The sequence below is a fragment of the Asticcacaulis taihuensis genome (assembly GCF_900100255.1).
Lineage (GTDB): Bacteria > Pseudomonadota > Alphaproteobacteria > Caulobacterales > Caulobacteraceae > Asticcacaulis > Asticcacaulis taihuensis.
The window spans coordinates 13,181-32,111 of sequence record NZ_FMTS01000009.1 but is presented as its reverse complement, the minus strand read 5'-3'; the positions used below and the strand labels follow the sequence as shown (position 1 = coordinate 32,111).

Annotated in this window: 10 protein-coding genes; 5 read left to right on the top strand and 5 right to left on the bottom strand. The window is 60.5% G+C overall.

The features are described 5' to 3' along the window. Positions 1–18 precede the first annotated feature (18 nt). The 5 genes from BLO49_RS16815 to BLO49_RS16795 all read left to right on the top strand — a co-directional run bounded on the left by BLO49_RS16815 (position 19) and on the right by BLO49_RS16795 (position 9,077). Positions 19–1,005, top strand: coding sequence for an alpha/beta hydrolase (locus BLO49_RS16815; protein WP_090650644.1), 987 nt, complete (start codon positions 19–21; stop codon positions 1,003–1,005). Between the two features lie 58 nt (positions 1,006–1,063). After that, on the top strand, positions 1,064–3,040 hold the full coding sequence (locus BLO49_RS16810) for a sialate O-acetylesterase (protein WP_170828380.1): 1,977 nt from the start codon (positions 1,064–1,066) through the stop codon (positions 3,038–3,040). A 32-nt stretch (positions 3,041–3,072) separates the two neighbouring features. Beyond that, positions 3,073–4,125 carry a glycoside hydrolase family 62 protein gene (locus tag BLO49_RS16805; RefSeq protein WP_090650639.1) on the top strand — a complete coding sequence of 351 codons (1,053 nt, stop codon included), beginning with the start codon at positions 3,073–3,075 and terminating at the stop codon, positions 4,123–4,125. A 72-nt stretch (positions 4,126–4,197) separates the two neighbouring features. Beyond that, on the top strand, positions 4,198–6,117 hold the full coding sequence (locus BLO49_RS16800; protein ID WP_090650637.1) for an NPCBM/NEW2 domain-containing protein: 1,920 nt from the start codon (positions 4,198–4,200) through the stop codon (positions 6,115–6,117). Between the two features lie 41 nt (positions 6,118–6,158). Next, positions 6,159–9,077 carry a glycoside hydrolase family 31 protein gene (locus BLO49_RS16795; protein ID WP_090650636.1) on the top strand — a complete coding sequence of 973 codons (2,919 nt, stop codon included), beginning with the start codon at positions 6,159–6,161 and terminating at the stop codon, positions 9,075–9,077. 136 nt (positions 9,078–9,213) lie between these two features. Here BLO49_RS16795 and BLO49_RS16790 read toward each other — a convergent pair whose 3' ends face one another. The 5 genes from BLO49_RS16790 to gntR form a co-directional block, all read right to left on the bottom strand. Next, a complete protein-coding gene (locus BLO49_RS16790) occupies positions 9,214–10,554 on the bottom strand; it encodes a gluconate:H+ symporter (RefSeq protein ID WP_090650634.1) in 1,341 nt (446 codons plus the stop codon). Positions 10,555–10,557: 3 nt separating this feature from the next. Next, the gene (locus tag BLO49_RS16785; RefSeq protein ID WP_245679077.1) at positions 10,558–13,617 is read right to left on the bottom strand and encodes a glycosyl hydrolase family 28-related protein; all 3,060 of its coding nucleotides are present in this window, start codon (positions 13,615–13,617) and stop codon (positions 10,558–10,560) included. 34 nt (positions 13,618–13,651) lie between these two features. Further along, positions 13,652–14,179: a gluconokinase gene (locus tag BLO49_RS16780; protein ID WP_245679076.1), complete on the bottom strand. Its 528-nt coding sequence runs from the start codon at positions 14,177–14,179 to the stop codon at positions 13,652–13,654. Between the two features lie 212 nt (positions 14,180–14,391). Beyond that, positions 14,392–17,316: a TonB-dependent receptor domain-containing protein gene (locus BLO49_RS16775; RefSeq protein WP_090650629.1), complete on the bottom strand. Its 2,925-nt coding sequence runs from the start codon at positions 17,314–17,316 to the stop codon at positions 14,392–14,394. Between the two features lie 351 nt (positions 17,317–17,667). Continuing rightward, complete coding sequence (gntR, locus tag BLO49_RS16770; protein ID WP_090650627.1) at positions 17,668–18,705, bottom strand: HTH-type transcriptional regulator GntR; 1,038 nt, start codon at positions 18,703–18,705, stop codon at positions 17,668–17,670. Positions 18,706–18,931 lie beyond the last annotated feature (226 nt).

Genomic DNA, 18,931 nt, shown 5'->3' with positions numbered 1-18,931 from the left:
ATTTGAGGAGTATTCACCATGAGCCTGTCGCGCCGCGATCTTGTAAAATCTCCCTTCGCTCTGGCGGGCGCATCGGTAATCGGAATGGCGGCTACCGAGGTCCGGGCGCAAGCCCGCGCGGCTGCCCCACAGGACATTATCGAATTGTGGCCGGATGCGCCCGAAGGGGCACTCCATCCCGGCATGACTGAGGTCATCGAGCAGACCTCGACAAGTCCGGGTTATAGCAGCCGGCGCACGAATGGTATTAGTAGGCCGTACATGATCTCATTGCCGGCAGCCCAGCCCAACGGCTCAGCCATGCTTATCATTCCGGGGGGCAGCTTCCAGTGGAACTACTTTGAGCACGAGGGCTATAAGGTTGCCGACATTCTCAATCGTGCCGGCATCTCGTGTTTCGTGCTGATCTACCGTCTGGCCCAGGACGGCTGGAAGGAACCTGCCAAGGTCGGGCCGGCCGACGCCCAGCGCGCCATGCGCGTCATCCGCGCTCAAGCGACCCGCTTTCACCTTGACCCGGCTCGGGTTGGCGTTCTCGGATTCAGTGCCGGCGGCTTCCTGACGACCACCCTTGCCACGCGACACTCGGCCGCCTTCTATTCGCCTGTTGACGCGGCGGACCAATTCAGCGCGAGGCCGTTCCTGGCGGCACCGATCTACCCTGTACAATGCGTCGATCCGACCTATGCCTATGGCGGGGTGGCGCCATCGCTGTTCGGCGGCCCGCCGACGCCGGCGCAGATCCGCGAGTGGTCGCCAGACCTCAATGTTACGTCGGCGGCTGCGCCAACCTTCCTGGTCCACGCTGAGGATGACGATGCTGTGCCCGTGGCCAATTCGGTGCGGCTACGTGACGCCATGGTTGCCGCCAAGATAACGGTCGAGACCCACCTGTTCGCCCATGGGGGACACGGCTTTGGCGTGGGCGGTCAGCCAGGCAGTCCCGATGGTCTGTGGCTGCCGCTGTTCCTCAACTTCGCACGTCAGGAGAAGTTGTTTGCATAGTCGCAATTTAACGAGCGGCGCCGTCTTGAAAAGGTCTTGCGCGCCAGGGATGTGGTCAATGAAATACAAGGTAACCAATGCGATATTTACCGCTGCCATTGCGTTTGGCGGCGTCACGGCTGCACATGCGCAGGAGGCATTTGGTTTGGCGCCGGTCTTTACCGATCACGCCGTCCTGCAGCGCGACAAACCGGTAGCCGTCTGGGGGCAGGGGCCGGCGAATGAAGCGGTCAACCTGACCCTGTCCGAAGGCAACCGCGTTGTGACCAGCATCAGCGGCAAGGCTGACGCATCGGGCCACTTTTCGCTCTCCCTGCCGCAACAGGCGGCGGGCGGTCCCTATGCACTGACGGTTTCGGATACGCACGGCCACACGCAAACCCTGAACGACATCCTGGTCGGCGATGTCTGGTTGTGTTCGGGCCAGTCGAACATGGAGTTTCCTCTCAAGGCGGCCAATAATGGTGAGAGCGAGGTGGCGGGCGCTGGAAATCCGCAATTGCGTATTTTCGACGTCCCCAGAAATTCGCAGGCTTCGCCCGTCACCGGGTTCGTCAAAGGGGCGCAGTGGAAGGTGTCGTCACCCGCCTCCGTACCCAACACCTCGGCCGTATGCTACTTCATGGCGCGGGAACTCGCCGATAAGACACATGTGCCCCAGGGGGTGATTCATGCGTCGTGGGGAGGTACGGCGGCTGAACTATGGGTGAGCCGGGAAGGTCTGTCGGCCTTTGATGACATGCGCGAAGTTCTCAGTGTGCAGGATCTGTACCGGACTGATCCGCGGGCCGCTATGTCTGACTGGGAGGCCCATTCCAAGGCCTGGTGGCGCGAACACGATCCGGATTATAATCAAGTCGGATTGTGGTCCGGCAAGGGATTTGACGACGCAGTCTGGCCGACCCTCGTGGCATCGGGTGTCTGGGAGAGCAGTGGTGTCCCGGCATTGAGGGCGTTCGACGGTGTTGTCTGGTACCGCCAGACAGTCACGCTGACAGCGGATCAGGCGGCCCACGCCGTATCGCTCGATCTGGGACCGGTCGATGATTCCGATACCACCTGGGTAAACGGCGTTTTGGTCGGAACGACTGACGGTTGGACCTTGCCGCGCCATTACACCCTTCCGAAGGGGACGTTGAAAGCGGGGCAAAATGTCATTGCCGTTCGCGTTCTGGACTCTGGCGGCGGGGGTGGTCTTTATGATGCGCCGTCCGATCGGGCGCTGTTGCTGGAGTCTGGTGCGCGCATCACCTTGTCGGCAGAATGGCATTACCATATCGGTGCTGATATCAAGGCCATGGGAACGCCGCCCACCGCGCCCTGGTCCGAGGCCGCGGCGCCTGCCGTGCTCTACAACGGCATGATTGCGCCCGTAGCTCCATATAGCCTGAGGGGTATTGCCTGGTATCAGGGGGAATCGAATGCCGGCAACCCAGCTCTTTACGCCAAACTCCTGCCCGCCCTGGTGAAGGACTGGCGCGAGCATTTCGAAGCGCCCGACCTGCCGTTCCTGGTGGTGCAGTTGAGCGCGTTCGGCACGCCTCAGGATGTGCCGGCGGCCTCTGGCTGGGGCGAAATCCGTGATATCCAGCGCCAGTTGGAGCAGAATGACCCGCATGTCGGCATGGCGGTCAGCTACGATGTCGGCGACCGTTTCGATATTCACCCGACGCAAAAACGCCAGGTCGGGCTGAGACTGGCCCTGGCCGCGCGCAAGGTCGCCTATGGTGAAGCGCTGAAGCTGGGGCCGCGGCCTGAGCGTGTGTATCGCCGCGGCAATGATCTGGTTGTCGATTTTCAGGGTGTCAACGGAGCGCTGCGTGCCTATGGTGGCAAGGACGTGCTGGGCTTCGAGGTGTGTGCGGCGACTTGCCACTTCGCCAGCGCGCATATCGAAGGCAACACGGTCGTTCTGCCGGGAGAAGCCATCGCCAATGCCCGGTCTGTGCGCTTCGGATGGGCCGATGTGCCCTATCTCAATCTCTATGACGGGGCGGACCTGCCGGCCTCCCCCTTCGCCATGGACATAAACTGACAGGCAGGTTCATCCTGGATTTTGAGGTCATTATGAAGAAATGTACGCCTATCCTCTCCGCCATCTTCGCGCTCACCATCCTGCCAGGGCTGGCGCAGGCGGGGGCTGCCGGAGGTTTCCACTGGGCCTCCAGCCCGCCGCTGATCATGCCGCCGAAAGGCGAGGGGATAACCTATTACGGCGTCAAAGACCCGTCGGTCGTCTTTTACGACGGTGAGTATCATGTGTTCATGACCACCGCCGGCACGAACGGTTGGGGGCTGGCCTATACCCACTTTTCCGACTGGTCGCAGGCGAAAGCGTCGCCGATCGTGCCGTTGGATAAGTCGCCGATGGGGCCGGGTTATCGCGCGGCGCCGCAGGTCTTTTACTTCGCGCCTCGAAAGCTCTGGTACATGGTCTACCAGGGCGGCGACCCGATGTACTCCACAAGTTCGGACATCAGCGATCCCCTTTCGTGGAGCGCGCCCACCCCATTCTTCGACGCCGTTCCGGATGTGGTCAGGCAACCGAACGGCGAGGCCGGCTGGCTGGACTTCTGGGTCATTTGCGATGACGCGAACTGCTATCTTTTCTTCACCAATGATAATGGCAGTTTCTTCCGCGCCGAAACAACGCTTGATGCCTTTCCGGCCGGCTTCCACAACACGACCCGCGTAATGACCGGGCCGAGGGACGATATCTTTGAAGCCAGCAATACCTACAGGGTAGCGGGCACGAAAAACTATATAACGCTGGTCGAGGCCATTGGCCCCAAGGGGCGGTATTTCCGGATATGGAAAAGTGACCGTCTGGATGGTGAATGGGCGCCAATAGGCGATTCCACGAATGTTTTCGCGGGAGCGGGCAATGTTCGCTTTGATGGCAAAACCTGGTCGCAGGGCGTCTCGCATGGCGAAATGATCCGTTCAGGTTTCGATCAGACCTTGTCGATCGACCCGTGCCGTCCGCTCCAATTTCTTTATCAGGGGCTTGACCCGGACAGCCAGGAGCCGGACTATCTCAAGCTGCCTTACCGGCTGGGCCTGATTGCCGCTACCGGAGCTGACCCGGTCAGTGAAATGTGTACCTCCAGGATACGGTAAATCCGTATCGGCTGAAACAGTAGGCAAGCCGGTAAAAAACAGGCACAAATTGAATTTTTGGGAAGAGACGTGATGGGATTTGGAAAAGGGCTTGCCACGGGGCTGGCGATAGTGTGGTTGTTTGCGGGCGTCGCCAATGCCGCGTCGGACAGGTTGGCGCCGACCGGTCACTGGACGGCGGTTGCCACTGGACAGGCATCTACGCCGCCCATGGGCTGGAATTCGTGGAACGCGTTCCATACGGATGTCACCGAACAAAAGGTTCTGGATTCGGCCAAGGCCATTGTCGACAGCGGGTTGGCGGCCAAGGGCTACCGGTATATCAATCTCGATGACGGCTGGTGGCTGAAGCGGCGGGCTTCGGACGGCCGCATGATCGTGCGCACCGCGATCTTCCCCTCTGCCGCCGTTGGGGGCGCCGAAGAGACAAGCTTCAGGCCGTTTACCGACCGCATTCACGCCATGGGGCTGAAGGCCGGGATCTATTCCGATATCGGCGCCAACAACTGTTCGCAGGCTTTCGGCGGCCCCGATACGCCGAACCTGCCAGAGGGCATGGTCGCCGAGCGCGAGGTCGGGCTGTACGGTCATATTGATCAGGACATCAAGCTCTATTTCGGTGACTGGGCATTCGACTATATCAAGGTCGATGCCTGCGGCATTCGTGCATTTGGTTCGGATAGTGCGAAAGTCAAATCCGGCCTTTACCGGGCGCTCGATCCGCTGATCGATACAAAGGAAATCCGTCGTACCGACATTCCGGCCGTGCGCGCGCTTTACCAGCAGGTTGCCGACGCGCTTCACCACACCAATCCGGATAATGACTACATCTTTTCGATCTGCGCCTGGGGCTCGGCCGATGTCCGCGCCTGGGCCAAGGATGTCGGCAATGTGTCGCGCACCAGCGATGACATCACGCCGAGCTGGACGCGTATGCTGGCCAACTTCGACAGCGCCGTCGGGCGATCGCTTTATGCCCATCCCGGTTCGTGGAACGATCCGGATATGCTGTTTATCGGTCATGGCGATTTCGACGAACATCATCTGACCGAGGCCAGGTCGCACTTCGCGCTGTGGTCCATGCTGTCGGCGCCGCTACTGATCGGTTATGACCTGCGCCAGGCGCCGCAGCCGCTAATGGATATCCTGGGCAACAGCGACATCATCGCCGTCGATCAGGATGCGGCGGGCAACCAGGCTGTCCTCGCCTACGACACCGATGACATCCAGATACTGGTCAAGACGCTCGCAAACGGGCACAAGGCGGTCGCCATATTCAACCGCGGACTGGCGCCGGCCGAGGTCACACTGACGGCCCACCACCTGAAATTTGACGGAAATGCCCCGGTTGCGCTCAGGGATTTGTGGGACGGTCATTCCCTGCCGGCTTTCAGCGGTGAAACCCGTATGCACCTGGAGCCACGCCAGACTCTGATCTTTGATGCCGCCGGCACACGCAGCCTGTCTGACGGACTCTACCTGTCGGAAATGACCGGGCGCGTGAACCCGGCGGTGGACGGCGTGGTCACGCCGCAGCCCGATCCGACGATACACCGCATGATCACGCCCTGGGGCGGGACGACCGATACGGGCGAGCCGCCCGCCTATACCGGCTGGGGCGGCGCCCAGGCCGACGCCACGCCTTACCGGCAGATGTTGCGCATCAATGGCACGGCCTATGAGACCGGCCTCGGCGTGCTGTCCAACTCCCGTCTGGAGGTCAAGGCCGACGGTCAGTTCCGTCGCTTCGTTGCCGAGGTCGGGGTCGATGATTCGACCTTCGATGCCGATGACGATGTGACCTTCTCGGTCTACGGGGATGGTAAGCTACTGACGACCTCGAAAGCCATGCGCTTTGGCCAGCCGGCGCAGGCCCTGACCGCGGATGTGACCGGCGTTCGGATCGTCGAACTGGTGGCGCGCGGCAAGGCCGGAAAGAACAAGACGCCGACCGTGGTCACCTGGGGCAATGCCGCCCTGTTGAATAAATAAAAGACGGGCCTTCAGGCCGACTGCGAAAAAGGAAGAAGCACATGCGACTCAAAACATTAGGCTTGGCCGTGTCGGCCCTGGCGCTTGTCGCCTCCGCCGGCCTTGCGGAAACCCCGACCGGTCTCGACGGCCGAGGCCATATGGTGGAGGTCGCCAGTGTGAATGCCGCCGGTTTTGACCTGGTGCGGCTGAAGAACGGCGTACAGTTCCGCGTCGGCGGAATGACCAAGAGCGTCATCTTCTATTCGCCGACCACGGTGCGGGTCAACACCAACCTCGGCGAGAACTACTGGACGCAGCCGAGCATTGTCGTCACCGACACGCCGGACGACATTGACTTCAAGATCAGCCGGTCCGGCGGTACGGTGTCGATCCGCAGTGACCGGCTGCAAATCGATGTCGATACCGCAACGGGCGCCCTGACCTTCAAAGGCCCGGATGGTCACGTATTCACGCGCGAGGACGGCAAGCATCCACAAACGGTCGAGAAAAAGACCATATCGGACGCGCCGACCTATGAAGTCAGCAACAGCTTCACCCTCAAGCCCGATGAAGGCATCTACGGGTTCGGTTTCGTTGATCAGGGCAATCTGAACCGGCGCAACAAGGACCTTCTGCTCGTCCAGACCAATGTCGGGATTGTTATTCCGGTCATGGTCTCCAGCGAAAAATATGGCATCCTGTGGGACACCTATTCCCAGATGCGGTTCAAGGATGACGCCGGGAAGGCCACCCTCTGGGCGGAAAGCGCGCCGGGCGGGGTCGATTACTATTTCATGGCCGGTAATTCGCTGGACGAGGTGGTCGCCGACTATCGTGGCCTGACGGGTGATGCCCCGATGTTTCCGAAACAGGCGTTCGGCCTTTTCATGAGCAAGGAACGCTACCCGGATCAGAAGCGGCTTGTCGAAGTCGCCCACACCTTCCGTAAGGAACAGTTCCCGCTCGATTACATCGTCCAGGACTGGCAATACTGGGGCAGCGACACGGATGGCACATGGAGCGGCATGATCTGGAACCCGGAACGCTATCCCGATCCGGAGGGCATGACCCGCGAGATACATGATCTGCACATGAAACTGATGGTGTCGATCTGGCCGTCGATCGGCAATGATACAGAGCTGGCGCATGAACTCGATGCGCATAATCTGCGCTTTACGCCGCTGCACTGGATTTCCAAGAAGGCCCGGGTTTACGACGCCTACAGTCCGCTCGGCCGGCAAATCTATTTCAAATACATCAAGAAGGGCCTGCTGGATAAGGGCGTGGACGCCTTGTGGATGGACGGCACAGAGGTTGAGGTCGGATCGGCCGCCTGGGATGCGCAGGAAAATATCCGCGACATCAAGGGGCTGGGCGTGAACGCCATGGGCGATTTTACCCGTTATCTCAATCCCTATTCGCTGATGACGACCCAAGGAACCTATGATGGTGAACGCGCGACCAGCGATCAGCGTGTCTTCACCCTGACGCGCTCCGCCTGGGCCGGCGCCCAGCGCACGGCGGCGGCTTCGTGGTCCGGCGATATCTTCGCCAACTGGAAGACCCTCCGCGAACAGATCAGCGGTGGTGTCAATGTGACCATTACCGGAAATCCTTACTGGACACAGGATACCGGCGGCTTCTTTGTCAATGAATTCCCCGGCGGTGAACGCAATCCGGCCTATCAGGAACTGTTCGCCCGCTGGTTCCAGTTTGCCGCCTTCAATCCGATCATGCGGGTCCACGGCACCAGCATCGAGCGCGAACCCTATATCTTCAAAGACCTGAACCCGGAGATGTACCAGTCGCTGCTGGATACGGTCCATCTGCGTTATCGTCTGCTGCCCTATATCTACAGCGAAGCCTGGCAGGTCACCGCCAACCGCTCGACCCTGATGCGTGCCCTGCCGATGGATTTCCCGGATGACAAGGCGACGCACGACATCGACGACGCCTTCATGTTCGGGCCATCTTTCCTCGTCCACCCGGTCACGCGGGCGATGTACCATGTGCAGGATCCGCCGGCCGAGACGATTCCCGCCAGTGCGCTCCACACCGCTGATGGCAAGGCCGGACTGGCCGGGCAATATTTTGCCGGCGTCAATTTCGACACCCCGAAGGGCAAGGTCGTCGATGCGACCCTGGATGCCCGCTGGCCCGGACCGCCGCTGGCCGAAATTCCGGCCGGCCTGGAGAGCCTGAACAACTTCTCCGCCCGCTGGGAAGGCTTTGTCACCGCGCCGGAAGAGGGCACCTATGAGATCGGCCTGGAGGGCGACGACGGCTATCGTCTCTTCCTCGACGGCAAGCTGATCGTGGAAGACTGGTCCCAGGGCGCCAAGCGCTACAAGGGCGCAACTGTCACCCTGCACAAGGGGCAACAGGTCGCGGTTAAGATCGAGTATTTCCAGGGCGGCGGCGAGCGAAGCCTGCGCCTGGCGTGGCGCACACCGTCAGATCTGCGTGCGCTCAAGCAAAATACCCCGGCGATCGATACCCGCGTCGAAACCTATCTGCCGAAGGGCGCCAACTGGTACGATTTCTGGACGGACGCAGCCTTCAAGGGCGGGCAGACGGCTTCAATGGATGCACCGCTCGATCGCTTCCCGCTCTATGTCCGGGCGGGCTCGATCGTGCCTATGGGGCCGGTCGTTCAGTACGCCACTGAAAACCCCGAAGCGCCCTATGAGCTGAGGATCTACCCGGGCGCCGATGCCAGCTTCACCCTCTATGAAGATGACAATGAAACCTATGCCTACGAGAAGGGCGCGCGGGCGACGGTTGATATCCATTGGGATGACAAGCGCAAGACGCTGGTATTCGGAAAGCGCCAGGGGACTTTTCCGGGGCTGGTTCAGTCGCGCACATTTAATGTCGTAATCGCGTCACCCGGCAACGCCGCCGGGATCGCCGAGGCAGGGCTGACAAAAGCGGTCGTCTATACCGGCGATAGTCTGGAACTGAAGCTCGACCACTAAGAGGCCGGTTGTTCTAGAGCGCAATCCGATAAAGGGGAAACCACTTTTGGCTTCGCCGAACTTCGTTCGTTAAATTGCGCGACAAAACAAAAGCTAGAGCGAGATGCGTTTTAATTCCATCAAAACGCATCTCGCTCTAGGATATCAACAGGTTGAGCAGGAGGACGAAGATCAGTCCGAATATGCCAACCAGCCCCTCCATCAGGGTCCAGGACCGCAGGGTGTCTTTGACGGACAGGCCGAAATATTCCTTGAACATCCAGAAGCCGGAATCGTTGACATGGCTGAACATCAGGCTGCCGGCGCCGACCGCCAGCACCATGAGGTTCGGATCGACCCCGCTGACCTTGACCAGCGGTGTGACCAGTCCCGCGGCCGTCAGACCGGCCACCGTCGCCGAGCCCAGGGACAGGCGGATGACGCCGGCGATCAGCCAGCCCAGTACCAGCGGCGGTACGGGCAGGCTCTTGAGCAGGATGCCAAGCTGGTCATTGACACCGCCATCGACGAATATCTGCTTCAGGGCGCCGGCACCGGCGATGATCAGCAGGATCGGGGCGATTTCGCGCAGGGCGCTGCCCGAGCCGGTCATCAAATTCGCCAGCGGTATCTTCTGCCCGATGCCGAGCGTCAGCACCGCCACCAGAACCGACACCAGCATCACGATCATCGGATTGCCGAGGAAACAGATGAGCAGCTTTGCCTGGGCGTCGAGACCGCTGGCATAGCCGAGCAGGGTGAAGCCGGTCAGGAGGAGGACCGGCAGAAGTGCGGTCAGGAAGCTGTTTGCCGCTGAGGGCAACTGATCGTCCGGGATTTCATCGGTAACAAACAGCGCCGGCGGATTGGCCACAATATGCCGTACGCTCAAGGCGAACACCGGGCCGGCGATCAGGGCGGTGGGGATGCCGACGATCAGTCCGTAGATCAGGGTCAGGCCCATATTGGCGCTGAACATGGGCACGATCGCTGCCGGTGACGGGTGTGGCGGCAGGAAGCCGTGCGCGATGGACAGACCCGCCATGACCGGCACCGCAAGGAATACGATTGACCGGGCCGATTGGCGCGCCACCGAAAAAATCAGCGGCACCAGCAATACGAAGCCGACATTGTAGAACAGGGGAATGCCGACAATGAAACCGGTCAGGCACAGGGCCAGGGCAATGCGCCGGTCGCCGAACAGCCCGATCAGAACCTTGGAGATCTTCTTGGCCGCGCCGCTGTCGGCAACAATCTTGCCGAAGATGGCGCCGAAGGCCAGCAATACGGCGAGGGAGCCCACCATGTCCCCGATGCCCTTCTCGATCGAATGCGTCACCTTGTCGAGCGGCATTTGTAGCAGCAGGGCGGCCAGGATCGACGCCACGACAAAGGCCAGCAGGGGCTGAACCTTTGCCCAGGCGATCATGACGATGAGCGACAGGACCGCGGCGAGGACAATGACCAGGGTGGTCGTTTCCGGGGACAGGGCCAGCATGAATCAGAAGCCTTTCACATCGAGGCTGTACAGGCTGTGGTGAGTGAGTATGAACAGCGTCTGGTTGTCAACGCCCCCGAAGATCAGTTGCAGCGGCCGTTCCGGCGTATCGATCCGGCCAAGAGGTTTGCCCTCGCTGTCATAGATGAAGATCTGCCCGTTGGCGACGAACAGCCGCCCTTTCGCATCGACGGCGACGCTTTCACCGCCGCGATCGGTCAGCGGCTTCAGATCGGTCAGGCTGCCGCCTTGTCCGACCTGCCCGCTATAGATCCGCCCTTCGGAGCCGTTGCTGACCGCCACCCGCTCGCCGGGCTTGCCCGTGACGAAGCCATAGGTATCAAGCGTATCGGACCACCGCCAGCCCTGGAAGTTGGTCGGCCCCTGCCTGTAGACGCGGAAGGCCGGCAGGACCAGGCAGCCGTCCGGCGAGACATATTCCAGCGGCTTGGGCGTCGCGGCATCGCGCGCGAACATCTCCGCCAGCGTGGTGAATTCATAGGTCTTCGGATCGAGCTGGTCGCGGAATTCGCCGTTGTTCCAGAGATTGCCGGGCAGGGCGGTGACCGCGTCGGGATGCGCCGCGACCGGCGTGGGGGCGATGCGGGTCAGTTCCGGCGTGGCGGTCCACGGATCGAGACTGTAGACCGTGGCGTCCGGGCCGTCAGACGACAGAACCATCAGGTGCCCGGATTTATCGACGGCCAGGTTGACCGGGTCGAGTGCGGCATCGCTGACGACTTCCAGGCCGCGCCCTTCCGACCAGCGATAGATGCGGTGGAAATGATGATCGACGAAATAGAGATTGCCCTTGTCATCGACCGCACCCCCGGCGATCGAATAGAAGCCGTCCTCCAGCTTTTCGACCTTCGCATTCGTCAGGCCGACGGGCACGGGTGCGGCGGCGGGCAACGGCGGCGTGGCCGTCACGTCAAGCACGGCGAACTGGCGCTCACGCACCTCCAGCTTGTGCGTCATGTCGGTGATGGCGTTTTCAAACGGGAACTTGCTGGCGCGCAGATAGGTGCCGCAGCCATTGTCATCGCAGGTGGCGTAGCCGCTTTCGGCATTGGTCGACATATTGCGGAAGCGGATATTGTCGACATTGAACAGTTTGACGGCGGTCGGCGCCGGTTTCAGGCTGCGGGTCACGCGGTAGGCGTGGTAATTGGCGAACAGGATGTTTTTGGAGTTGCGCACCTCCAGCGACATCGATTCCAGGCCGTCGATGACTTCCTGCTCGGTCTGGGGCGCCAGGAACTCCCAGTTCTCCACGTTGTCGAGCACGATCTCATGGCGATTGTGGTGCTCGGCAGACAGTTCATAGACATGGCCGGGCGTTTTGGTGTTGCTGACATAAAAGCCGGAGTCAGACATGGTATTGGGCGTCCAGTTGGCGACGAAGGTGCCGCCGCCGCCATCGGTCACCCAGATGCCGGGATGCTGACCGTCCATGCGGAACTTTGGGTCGGAAAAATCGACGCGCTTGCCATTGGGCAGAAGTGTGCCGTGGCCACCGTGGATGCGGACATCTTCCACCAGCGAGCCTTCGCCGGCCTTCCACAGCAGGGCCGTGACGCGTGGATTGACGCCGCCAGTGAACAGGCCGATGCCGGTTATGATGGCGTTGCCGCCCTTCGCGCTTTCAACCAGAGCCTTGGCATTGCCGACGCCCTGGTAGGCGGGCGTGTTTTCGGCCAGGGTGATCTGGGTCGCGCTGGGGTGCAGGGCGATCAGGACCGTATCCGGGCGCAGGTGCAGGGTGTCGCTGACCAGGTAATGGCCGATCGGCAAGTAGACCACGCGGTTGTTATCGATGGCCTTTTGCAGGGCCGCGGTATCATCGGCCACGCCGTCGCCGATAACGCCCTGGGTGCGGACATCCACCCACTGATCGACGGGCGGCAGGGCAGGGAGAATGGGGTCGCCCCATTTGGGCAGTTGCGCCAGCGGTTTGGCCTGGAAGTGGGTGTCGAAATGGCCCATTTCGCCGAGGGTGTCGATTTTCAGGCCGTAATTGAAGGCGCCGATCTGGTACGCTTTGGCCGGTCCTTTGACAGTTTTCCCCGAATCCCGGAAGCGGGCGAAAACCGGTACGTTCGCGGCCAGGGCGTTGTCGAAGCCGATCTGGGTGAAGGGGCTGTTCTCGTTGCTGATGACCACGGCGGCGTTCGACACGCGCTCGAACCGCACATTCTTACCCCACAGGCTGTCGCTGTAACCCTTGTCGATGTCGATGCCGGTCGGCGTATCCTTGATTGTGACGTTGACAAGGGTGAGATCGACCTCGTGCTCGCGGATGGCGGCATCGCGCTGGCCTTCAAAGTGCGAATCAATCAGGGTGAACTGCCACGCCGGGGAGGTCTTTTCGGACACTATGCCATAGCGTCCGCCATAGAAGTGCAGGTCTTCGGCTTCGTTGCCGGCCTGGTAGATACCGGCGAAGCCTGAGCCGATATGGAAATCGATATGGCTGAGATAGCCATGCTGGGCAACACGAAAACGTACCCCCGCCGCGGCCGGATTGCCGTCGCCGATTTCGAAATCGATGTTGGACAGCGCCGAATAGAACGTCCCCGAATTGGCGTCACGCACATCGGGTTTGCCGGGCATCGCCGAAGGCACCGGCACAGGCACCGGACCGGTGGCATATTGATCGGCGCCGGTGAAGGTCATCATGGTTTTCACACCCGTATCGAAACCCGGCGTCCGGTCGGCCAGGACGAGCGTGGGCCGTTTCGCGCCTTCGCCAAACAGCCGCACCGCCGGCGGCACGAGCAGGGTCCGCGTGAGGCGATAGCGGCCGGAAGGTAGCCAGACGATGCTGCCAGCGCCGGACTTGGCGGCGGTATCTATGGCGGCCTGGATCGCGGCGGTATCGTCAGTCTTGCCATCGCCCGCGGCCTTGACCGTTATGGCCAGCGGATCGTGAGGCGCGGTCACAAAAACCGACTGGCCGGCCCAGACGGATGACCCGATGCCAAGCGAGAGAACGGTCAGGGAAGCGGCGAGCATCCAGTGTTTGCGTGGCCAGTATCTGCGTACCAAGTTTTTGCGTACCATGGGCGTAACCTCAATTCCGGAGCGGAGGGATGGATCAGGTGGGGAGTTCAGTCAGGGCCGAGAGATAGCCCAAGACCAGGTTGACGGACTGGGCCGTGGTGGGCGATCCATTCAGGATCAGCACCCGTTCATCCGGCCGGGGTGGTTCGAGTATTGCCAACTGACTGTCCACTAAGCTCGGCGGCATGTAATGGTCAGGGCGGTGGCGCAGACGGGCGCGCACGACCTCGACCGGCAGGTTCGGGAAGACAAACAGAATAGGCTGCTGCGACCGGAACCTCAGAAAATCCCGGTAAGCGTATTTGAGCGCCGAGCAGGAGACGATAACTCCACATTTTTCATTAGCGCTGCCAAGCACATCAGCAACACGTTCCAGCCAGGGCCACCGGTCATCATCCGTCAGGGCGATGCCCGCGGACATCTTGGCGATGTTCTCCGGGGCATGAAGATCGTCCCCCTCGATGAACCGGTAGCCGGTCACCTCGGCCAATGCGTTGCCCAGGGTGGATTTGCCGCACCCGCTGATGCCCATGATGACGATCGCCTTCGTCGAAAGTGTCAATGCGTTACCTCGGAGCCCGACAGGGACGTGTAATGAGAAGAAAAAGACATGCTTCCAGGCGCCCAGGGAGACGGCTCCGCCTGAAAGCATGTGGCTCGAATATCGCTGCGCTCACGCTTGCCAGGATATCGCGCCAAGTGGGGGAGAGAACGCCCCCGAAGGGGCAGGGCCGGATATCCGCAGGCAGGCAGCGGATATCCGGGAGAGCGGTTTTAGAAGTTGAAGCGCAGGCCCGCGTGGTAGAAGCGGCCCAGCGTATCATAAAGCGCCGGGTTTACATCGAGACCGGTATTGGTCTGGGGGGATGGTTCCGGATCGACATTGAACAGATTGTCGATCTTGAAGTAGGCCACGACATTCTTGTTGATGTTGTAGGACCCGGCCAGATCGACATAGGTCGCGCCCGGCATCGTGTTGTTGTTCAGGGTCGGGTTGTTGGAGGTCGAAACCGGGCAACCCGAGCTGCACACCACATATTGCGTTCCGATCACGCCGTCGCTGAACCAGCGTTCCTGAAGGGTCAGGCTGTAGGTTGGCGTTGAATAGGTCTGGACGAACAGGGCCTTCCAGTCAGGTGTTGCGCCGGAATTCTGCCCGGCCGTTTCCGAAGGGATCGTGCCCGGCAGGCCCGGCACAGTGGTGAAGTTATGCACATTGGTCGCCAGGCCGCGCAAGGTCAGGTTGCCCTGCAAGCCGAGCGGATGGGGCATCTGATAGCTCAGTTCGTAATCGACGCCGCTGGTCTTGATCGAGGCGGCGTTGATGCTGCCGACATTGACATACGGATTGGCGCCGGTCAGATCGAAAGCGTTACAGGCCGCCGGCACGGAGCCGTCAAAGCAGTACTGGACGAGCTGGGTAGCGTTGGGGCCGGAGGCAATCGCGTCCTCCAGCTTGATGTCGTAATAGTCGATCGAGGCACTGAAACCGGGCAGCCAGTCCGGGTTCGACAGAACGGCCCCGAAGGTGAAGTTCTGCGCGATTTCCGGTTTGAGGCCAGGGTTGGAGCCCTGGTTTTGCGAAATGGTCAAAGTGGTGTTGGTGAAGGGGTTGGTGAAATTCGGCAGATTTGTCGAGACGGTGGGGCCGAACAGGTCGTTCAGGTTCGGCGCCCGCACATCCTGTGACCGGACGGTGCGGAAGCGCAGGCCGCTGAGCGGCGTATCCCAGGTAAAGCCGACCTTCCAGGCTTCGGCATTGCCTGCCGTACTGTACTTTTCGGCGCGACCGGCGAGGTTCATGTTGAGCTGGCCGGTGGCATTGGAATTCAGCAGCGGCACGTTGAATTCCAGGAAGGCTTCGATGACGTTGAAGCTGCCGGTGCCGTTGCGATAGTTGCCGGCGTAGAAGTTGCCGCCGCCGGTGCTGAGCAGCGGATCGGACGGGTAGTCGGCGCTGTAAGGTGTGCTCGTGCCGTTGCCGTAGGGATCAGCCACGGCGCTGTACCATTCGCGGCGATATTCCGCGCCGGTCGCCACCGAAACCGGGCCCGCCCACAGCGAGAATGGCTCGCCCGAAACGCTGAGGGCGGTCACGTCCTGGGTCTGGATCGTGTTCTGGTAGGCGCCGACAGGGGGTTGCAGATAGGCGATGGCCGAGGCGCTCGGGGTCTGGTTGCCGATGACATTGATCGGCTGGCAGCCGTTGGCACGGGCCCCCGGATTACGGCAGACGATGACGCCATTCTCTTCGACCGCATCGATCGCGGCGGTAAAGCGGGCCTTCAGCAGGAGATTGTGGACATAGATATCCGAGTTCTGCTTACCGTGCTCATAATAGGCGTCATAGTTCCAGTTGCTGCCAAACAGCTCGAACTTGCCATCGGCGCCGACAACAAACCGTTCCTGCTTGCGCTCGGTATTGACGCGGATGCTCGGCAGGAAGGGGGTTACGGTGCCGAACTTGAACTGGGTTATGCCGTTGGTTGAGCACAGGTTGGAGATGGCGTCCGGAACGTAGGGGTTATCGCATTGGATCGTCAGGCCCGCCTCGGTGAAGCCGGGGTTCGGCTGATTGTGCGTATCGACCTTGGCGAGGTTGATGGTGAAGTAGAGTTCATTGTCCTCATTCAGATCGAACGAGGTGCGATTATAGAAGTTTGACCGGGTGATGGCCGATTGCAGGCTTGCCCCCACGCCGACATTGGCCGAGGTGTCGCCGCCAACGCAGAAGCCGATATAACAGCCCGCGACCGTGCCGGCCGCGTCCTTTTGCGGCACGCCGTTCGAACCGTAGACGAAGTTGTAGGGATTGCCGTTCTGATCGAAGGCGATGCCCTGCAACGGGCCCGCAGTAATAAGGCCGTACTTGCCGTAAGTGATGGACTGCGCGTGGTCCACGTTCACGTACTGTGGTGAGCCGTTATTGGTAATGCCGGTGTTGACCAGGGTTGAGCTGCGATACCAGTCACGACCATTGGCGGCATTCTCGCCAAAGTCGCCGGCTTCGACGCCGTCTTCCTTGTGGTATTCGACGGCGAATTCGGTATGCAGCTTACCTTCCAGGAAGGACTTGCCGAAGGCCATCTGGACCAGACCCTGCTTGTCGTCGCCATAGGTGGTCTCACCCATCTCGACATTGGCCTTGAAGCCCTCGAATTTCTTGTCGGTGATGAAGTTGACGACGCCGCCGACGGCATCGGAGCCCCAGGATGCGGAGGCCCCGCCATTGACCACGTCCACGCGCTTGAGCAGCAGTTGCGGGAACAGGCTGATGTCAGGCGCGCCGGTGCCGATATTGGAAGGGACGACGCGCTGGCCGTCGAGCAGGGTCAGGGTGCGGCTGACGCCCAGGCCGCGCAGGGCAAACGAACTGAGGCCCTGCTGGCCGCTCGACGTGCTGAAGGTATTGGTGGCGACGCCGCTGGACCCTTGCAGGGAAGGCAGTTGCGTAATCGTGGTGAACACGTTCGGCTGCGCCATATTGGCGATGTCCGTCGTGCTTATGGAGGTTGTCGGGGTGGGGGCCTTGAAGCCCCGCGAGGTGATGCGTGAGGCGGTGACGACAACGACGGTGGTGTCGTCCGGCTTGTCAGTCTGCTGCGGCGCCGGCTCGGCGGCCAGAACGGCGCCCGCAAAGGCGCAGAACGCCAGCAGTGAGCCTGATCCGATCAAGATTTTTCGCTTCGAGATGTGCATATTCTTTCCCAATCCTGTTTAAAAACAATGCCATGTTTTGTGACAGCGCTAACATTGTCGAGTGGCAGTTTCGCGCCTTCGCTTACGTCATGGCCTAGCGTTCTTTGTCTTATGCCTTCAAAGCATAATGACAGCGCTAACATTGTTTGGTTTTGTAAAAGCCTGACCGGTCACGGGCAGGCGAGAGGCATTTCCTGTGTCATATTTTATTACATGATAGCGCTATCAAATGGTAACGCCGTCATGCGAACGCCACTATGCGTGAAATTTCGCCGGAGTCAAACCCGATTTTTGAAAAAAGTCTGAGTTGAACCTATTGTTGCCGGATTTTGTCACGGGTGCCGGCCGGATTCAGGCGCTTTCACGAGGTTTCAGTTCAAAGCCGAGGTCGATGGTCGAACGGTTTACCTTTTGATGTTCAATGAGAGACAGGAGCATGTTCGCACCCTGGACGCCGATATCGAATCGCGGCGTGGCGATTGTGGTCAGCGAAGGCACCGTGGACGCTGAGGCCGACAGGTCGTTGAAGCCGGCGATGGCCAGTTGCGCCGGCACCGAAATCTGTTGCCGTGCGCATTCGAAAAGCGCGCCTTGCGCCAGGTCGTCATTGCAGAAAAAGGCCGCGTCGGTATCGGGCGCCTGTTGCAGAAGGCGCTGAAGCAACCGGCCGCCTAGGGCGATCGATGACGGATCCGGCACCATCAGCTCACGCTTCTGATCATAAAGCCCCGCTTCCACCAGGGCATCGCGGTAGCCGCGGCCGCGGGCCAGCGTACGCGAATCGAGCTGGGACGCGACAAAGGCGATGCGCTTATACCCTTTTGCCAGAAGGTGTTGTGTCATCGTCTTGCCGGCGGCTTCCTGCGAAAAACCGACGCAATGAACATGCGGCTGGTCGGACAATTCCATGAGATGCACAACTGGCACCCCTGTCTTTTCCAGCAGATGCCGCGTCGCTTCCCGATAGTTCAGGCTTGGCAAAATGATTCCGTCCGGGTCGAAGGCCAGATAGGCGCGGACGAGCGCATCTTCTTCCTCCGATGAATAATGGCTGACACCCAGAAGCATCTGGTATCCGCGCGGTCGAAGGATTTTGTCGATACCATTCAGTATGTCGACGAAGACGGCATTGCTTAAGGAGGGGATGATGACTGCGATATTCATGGACCGGGCGGAGGCCAGGGTGCTTGCGGCTCTGTTGCGGACATAGCCAAGCTCATCGGCTACCTTGATTATCCGTTCGCGCAATTCCTCCGCAACCTTGCCTGGATTACGGAACGCCCTCGACACGGTAATGCTGGATATGCCGAGTTTCGCGGCAATATCGTCTAGTGTTGCACGCCCCGAACTGGAGGCCCGCACATTGCGTTTGGCCGACTTGTCTACCACCTTGCGTGCCCGCCCCCTGTCTGTTGTCTAATTTCTATCTGTACGCATGGTTCGCAACAAGTCCGGAAAAATTTCGGATGCTTGCGTGATTTATCTGAGTTCGGCATATCTATGCATGACAGCGCTATCATCAAAGTCAGGCGGTGTCAAAATAGTGATGCCTTAAACGCGGAAATCAGAACATTGGGATGCCGGATTTATCTTCTGCTTATGGCGATATCTGGAT

Bases quoted from the DNA above. Each gene is read 5' to 3' on its own strand.
- BLO49_RS16815 (WP_090650644.1), top strand. From the start codon at position 19: ATGAGCCTGTCGCGCCGCGATCTTGTAAAATCTCCCTTCGCTCTGGCG.
- BLO49_RS16810 (WP_170828380.1), top strand. From the start codon at position 1,064: ATGAAATACAAGGTAACCAATGCGATATTTACCGCTGCCATTGCGTTT.
- BLO49_RS16805 (WP_090650639.1), top strand. From the start codon at position 3,073: ATGAAGAAATGTACGCCTATCCTCTCCGCCATCTTCGCGCTCACCATC.
- BLO49_RS16800 (WP_090650637.1), top strand. From the start codon at position 4,198: ATGGGATTTGGAAAAGGGCTTGCCACGGGGCTGGCGATAGTGTGGTTG.
- BLO49_RS16795 (WP_090650636.1), top strand. From the start codon at position 6,159: ATGCGACTCAAAACATTAGGCTTGGCCGTGTCGGCCCTGGCGCTTGTC.
- BLO49_RS16790 (WP_090650634.1), bottom strand. From the start codon at position 10,554: ATGCTGGCCCTGTCCCCGGAAACGACCACCCTGGTCATTGTCCTCGCC.
- BLO49_RS16785 (WP_245679077.1), bottom strand. From the start codon at position 13,617: ATGGTACGCAAAAACTTGGTACGCAGATACTGGCCACGCAAACACTGG.
- BLO49_RS16775 (WP_090650629.1), bottom strand. From the start codon at position 17,316: ATGCACATCTCGAAGCGAAAAATCTTGATCGGATCAGGCTCACTGCTG.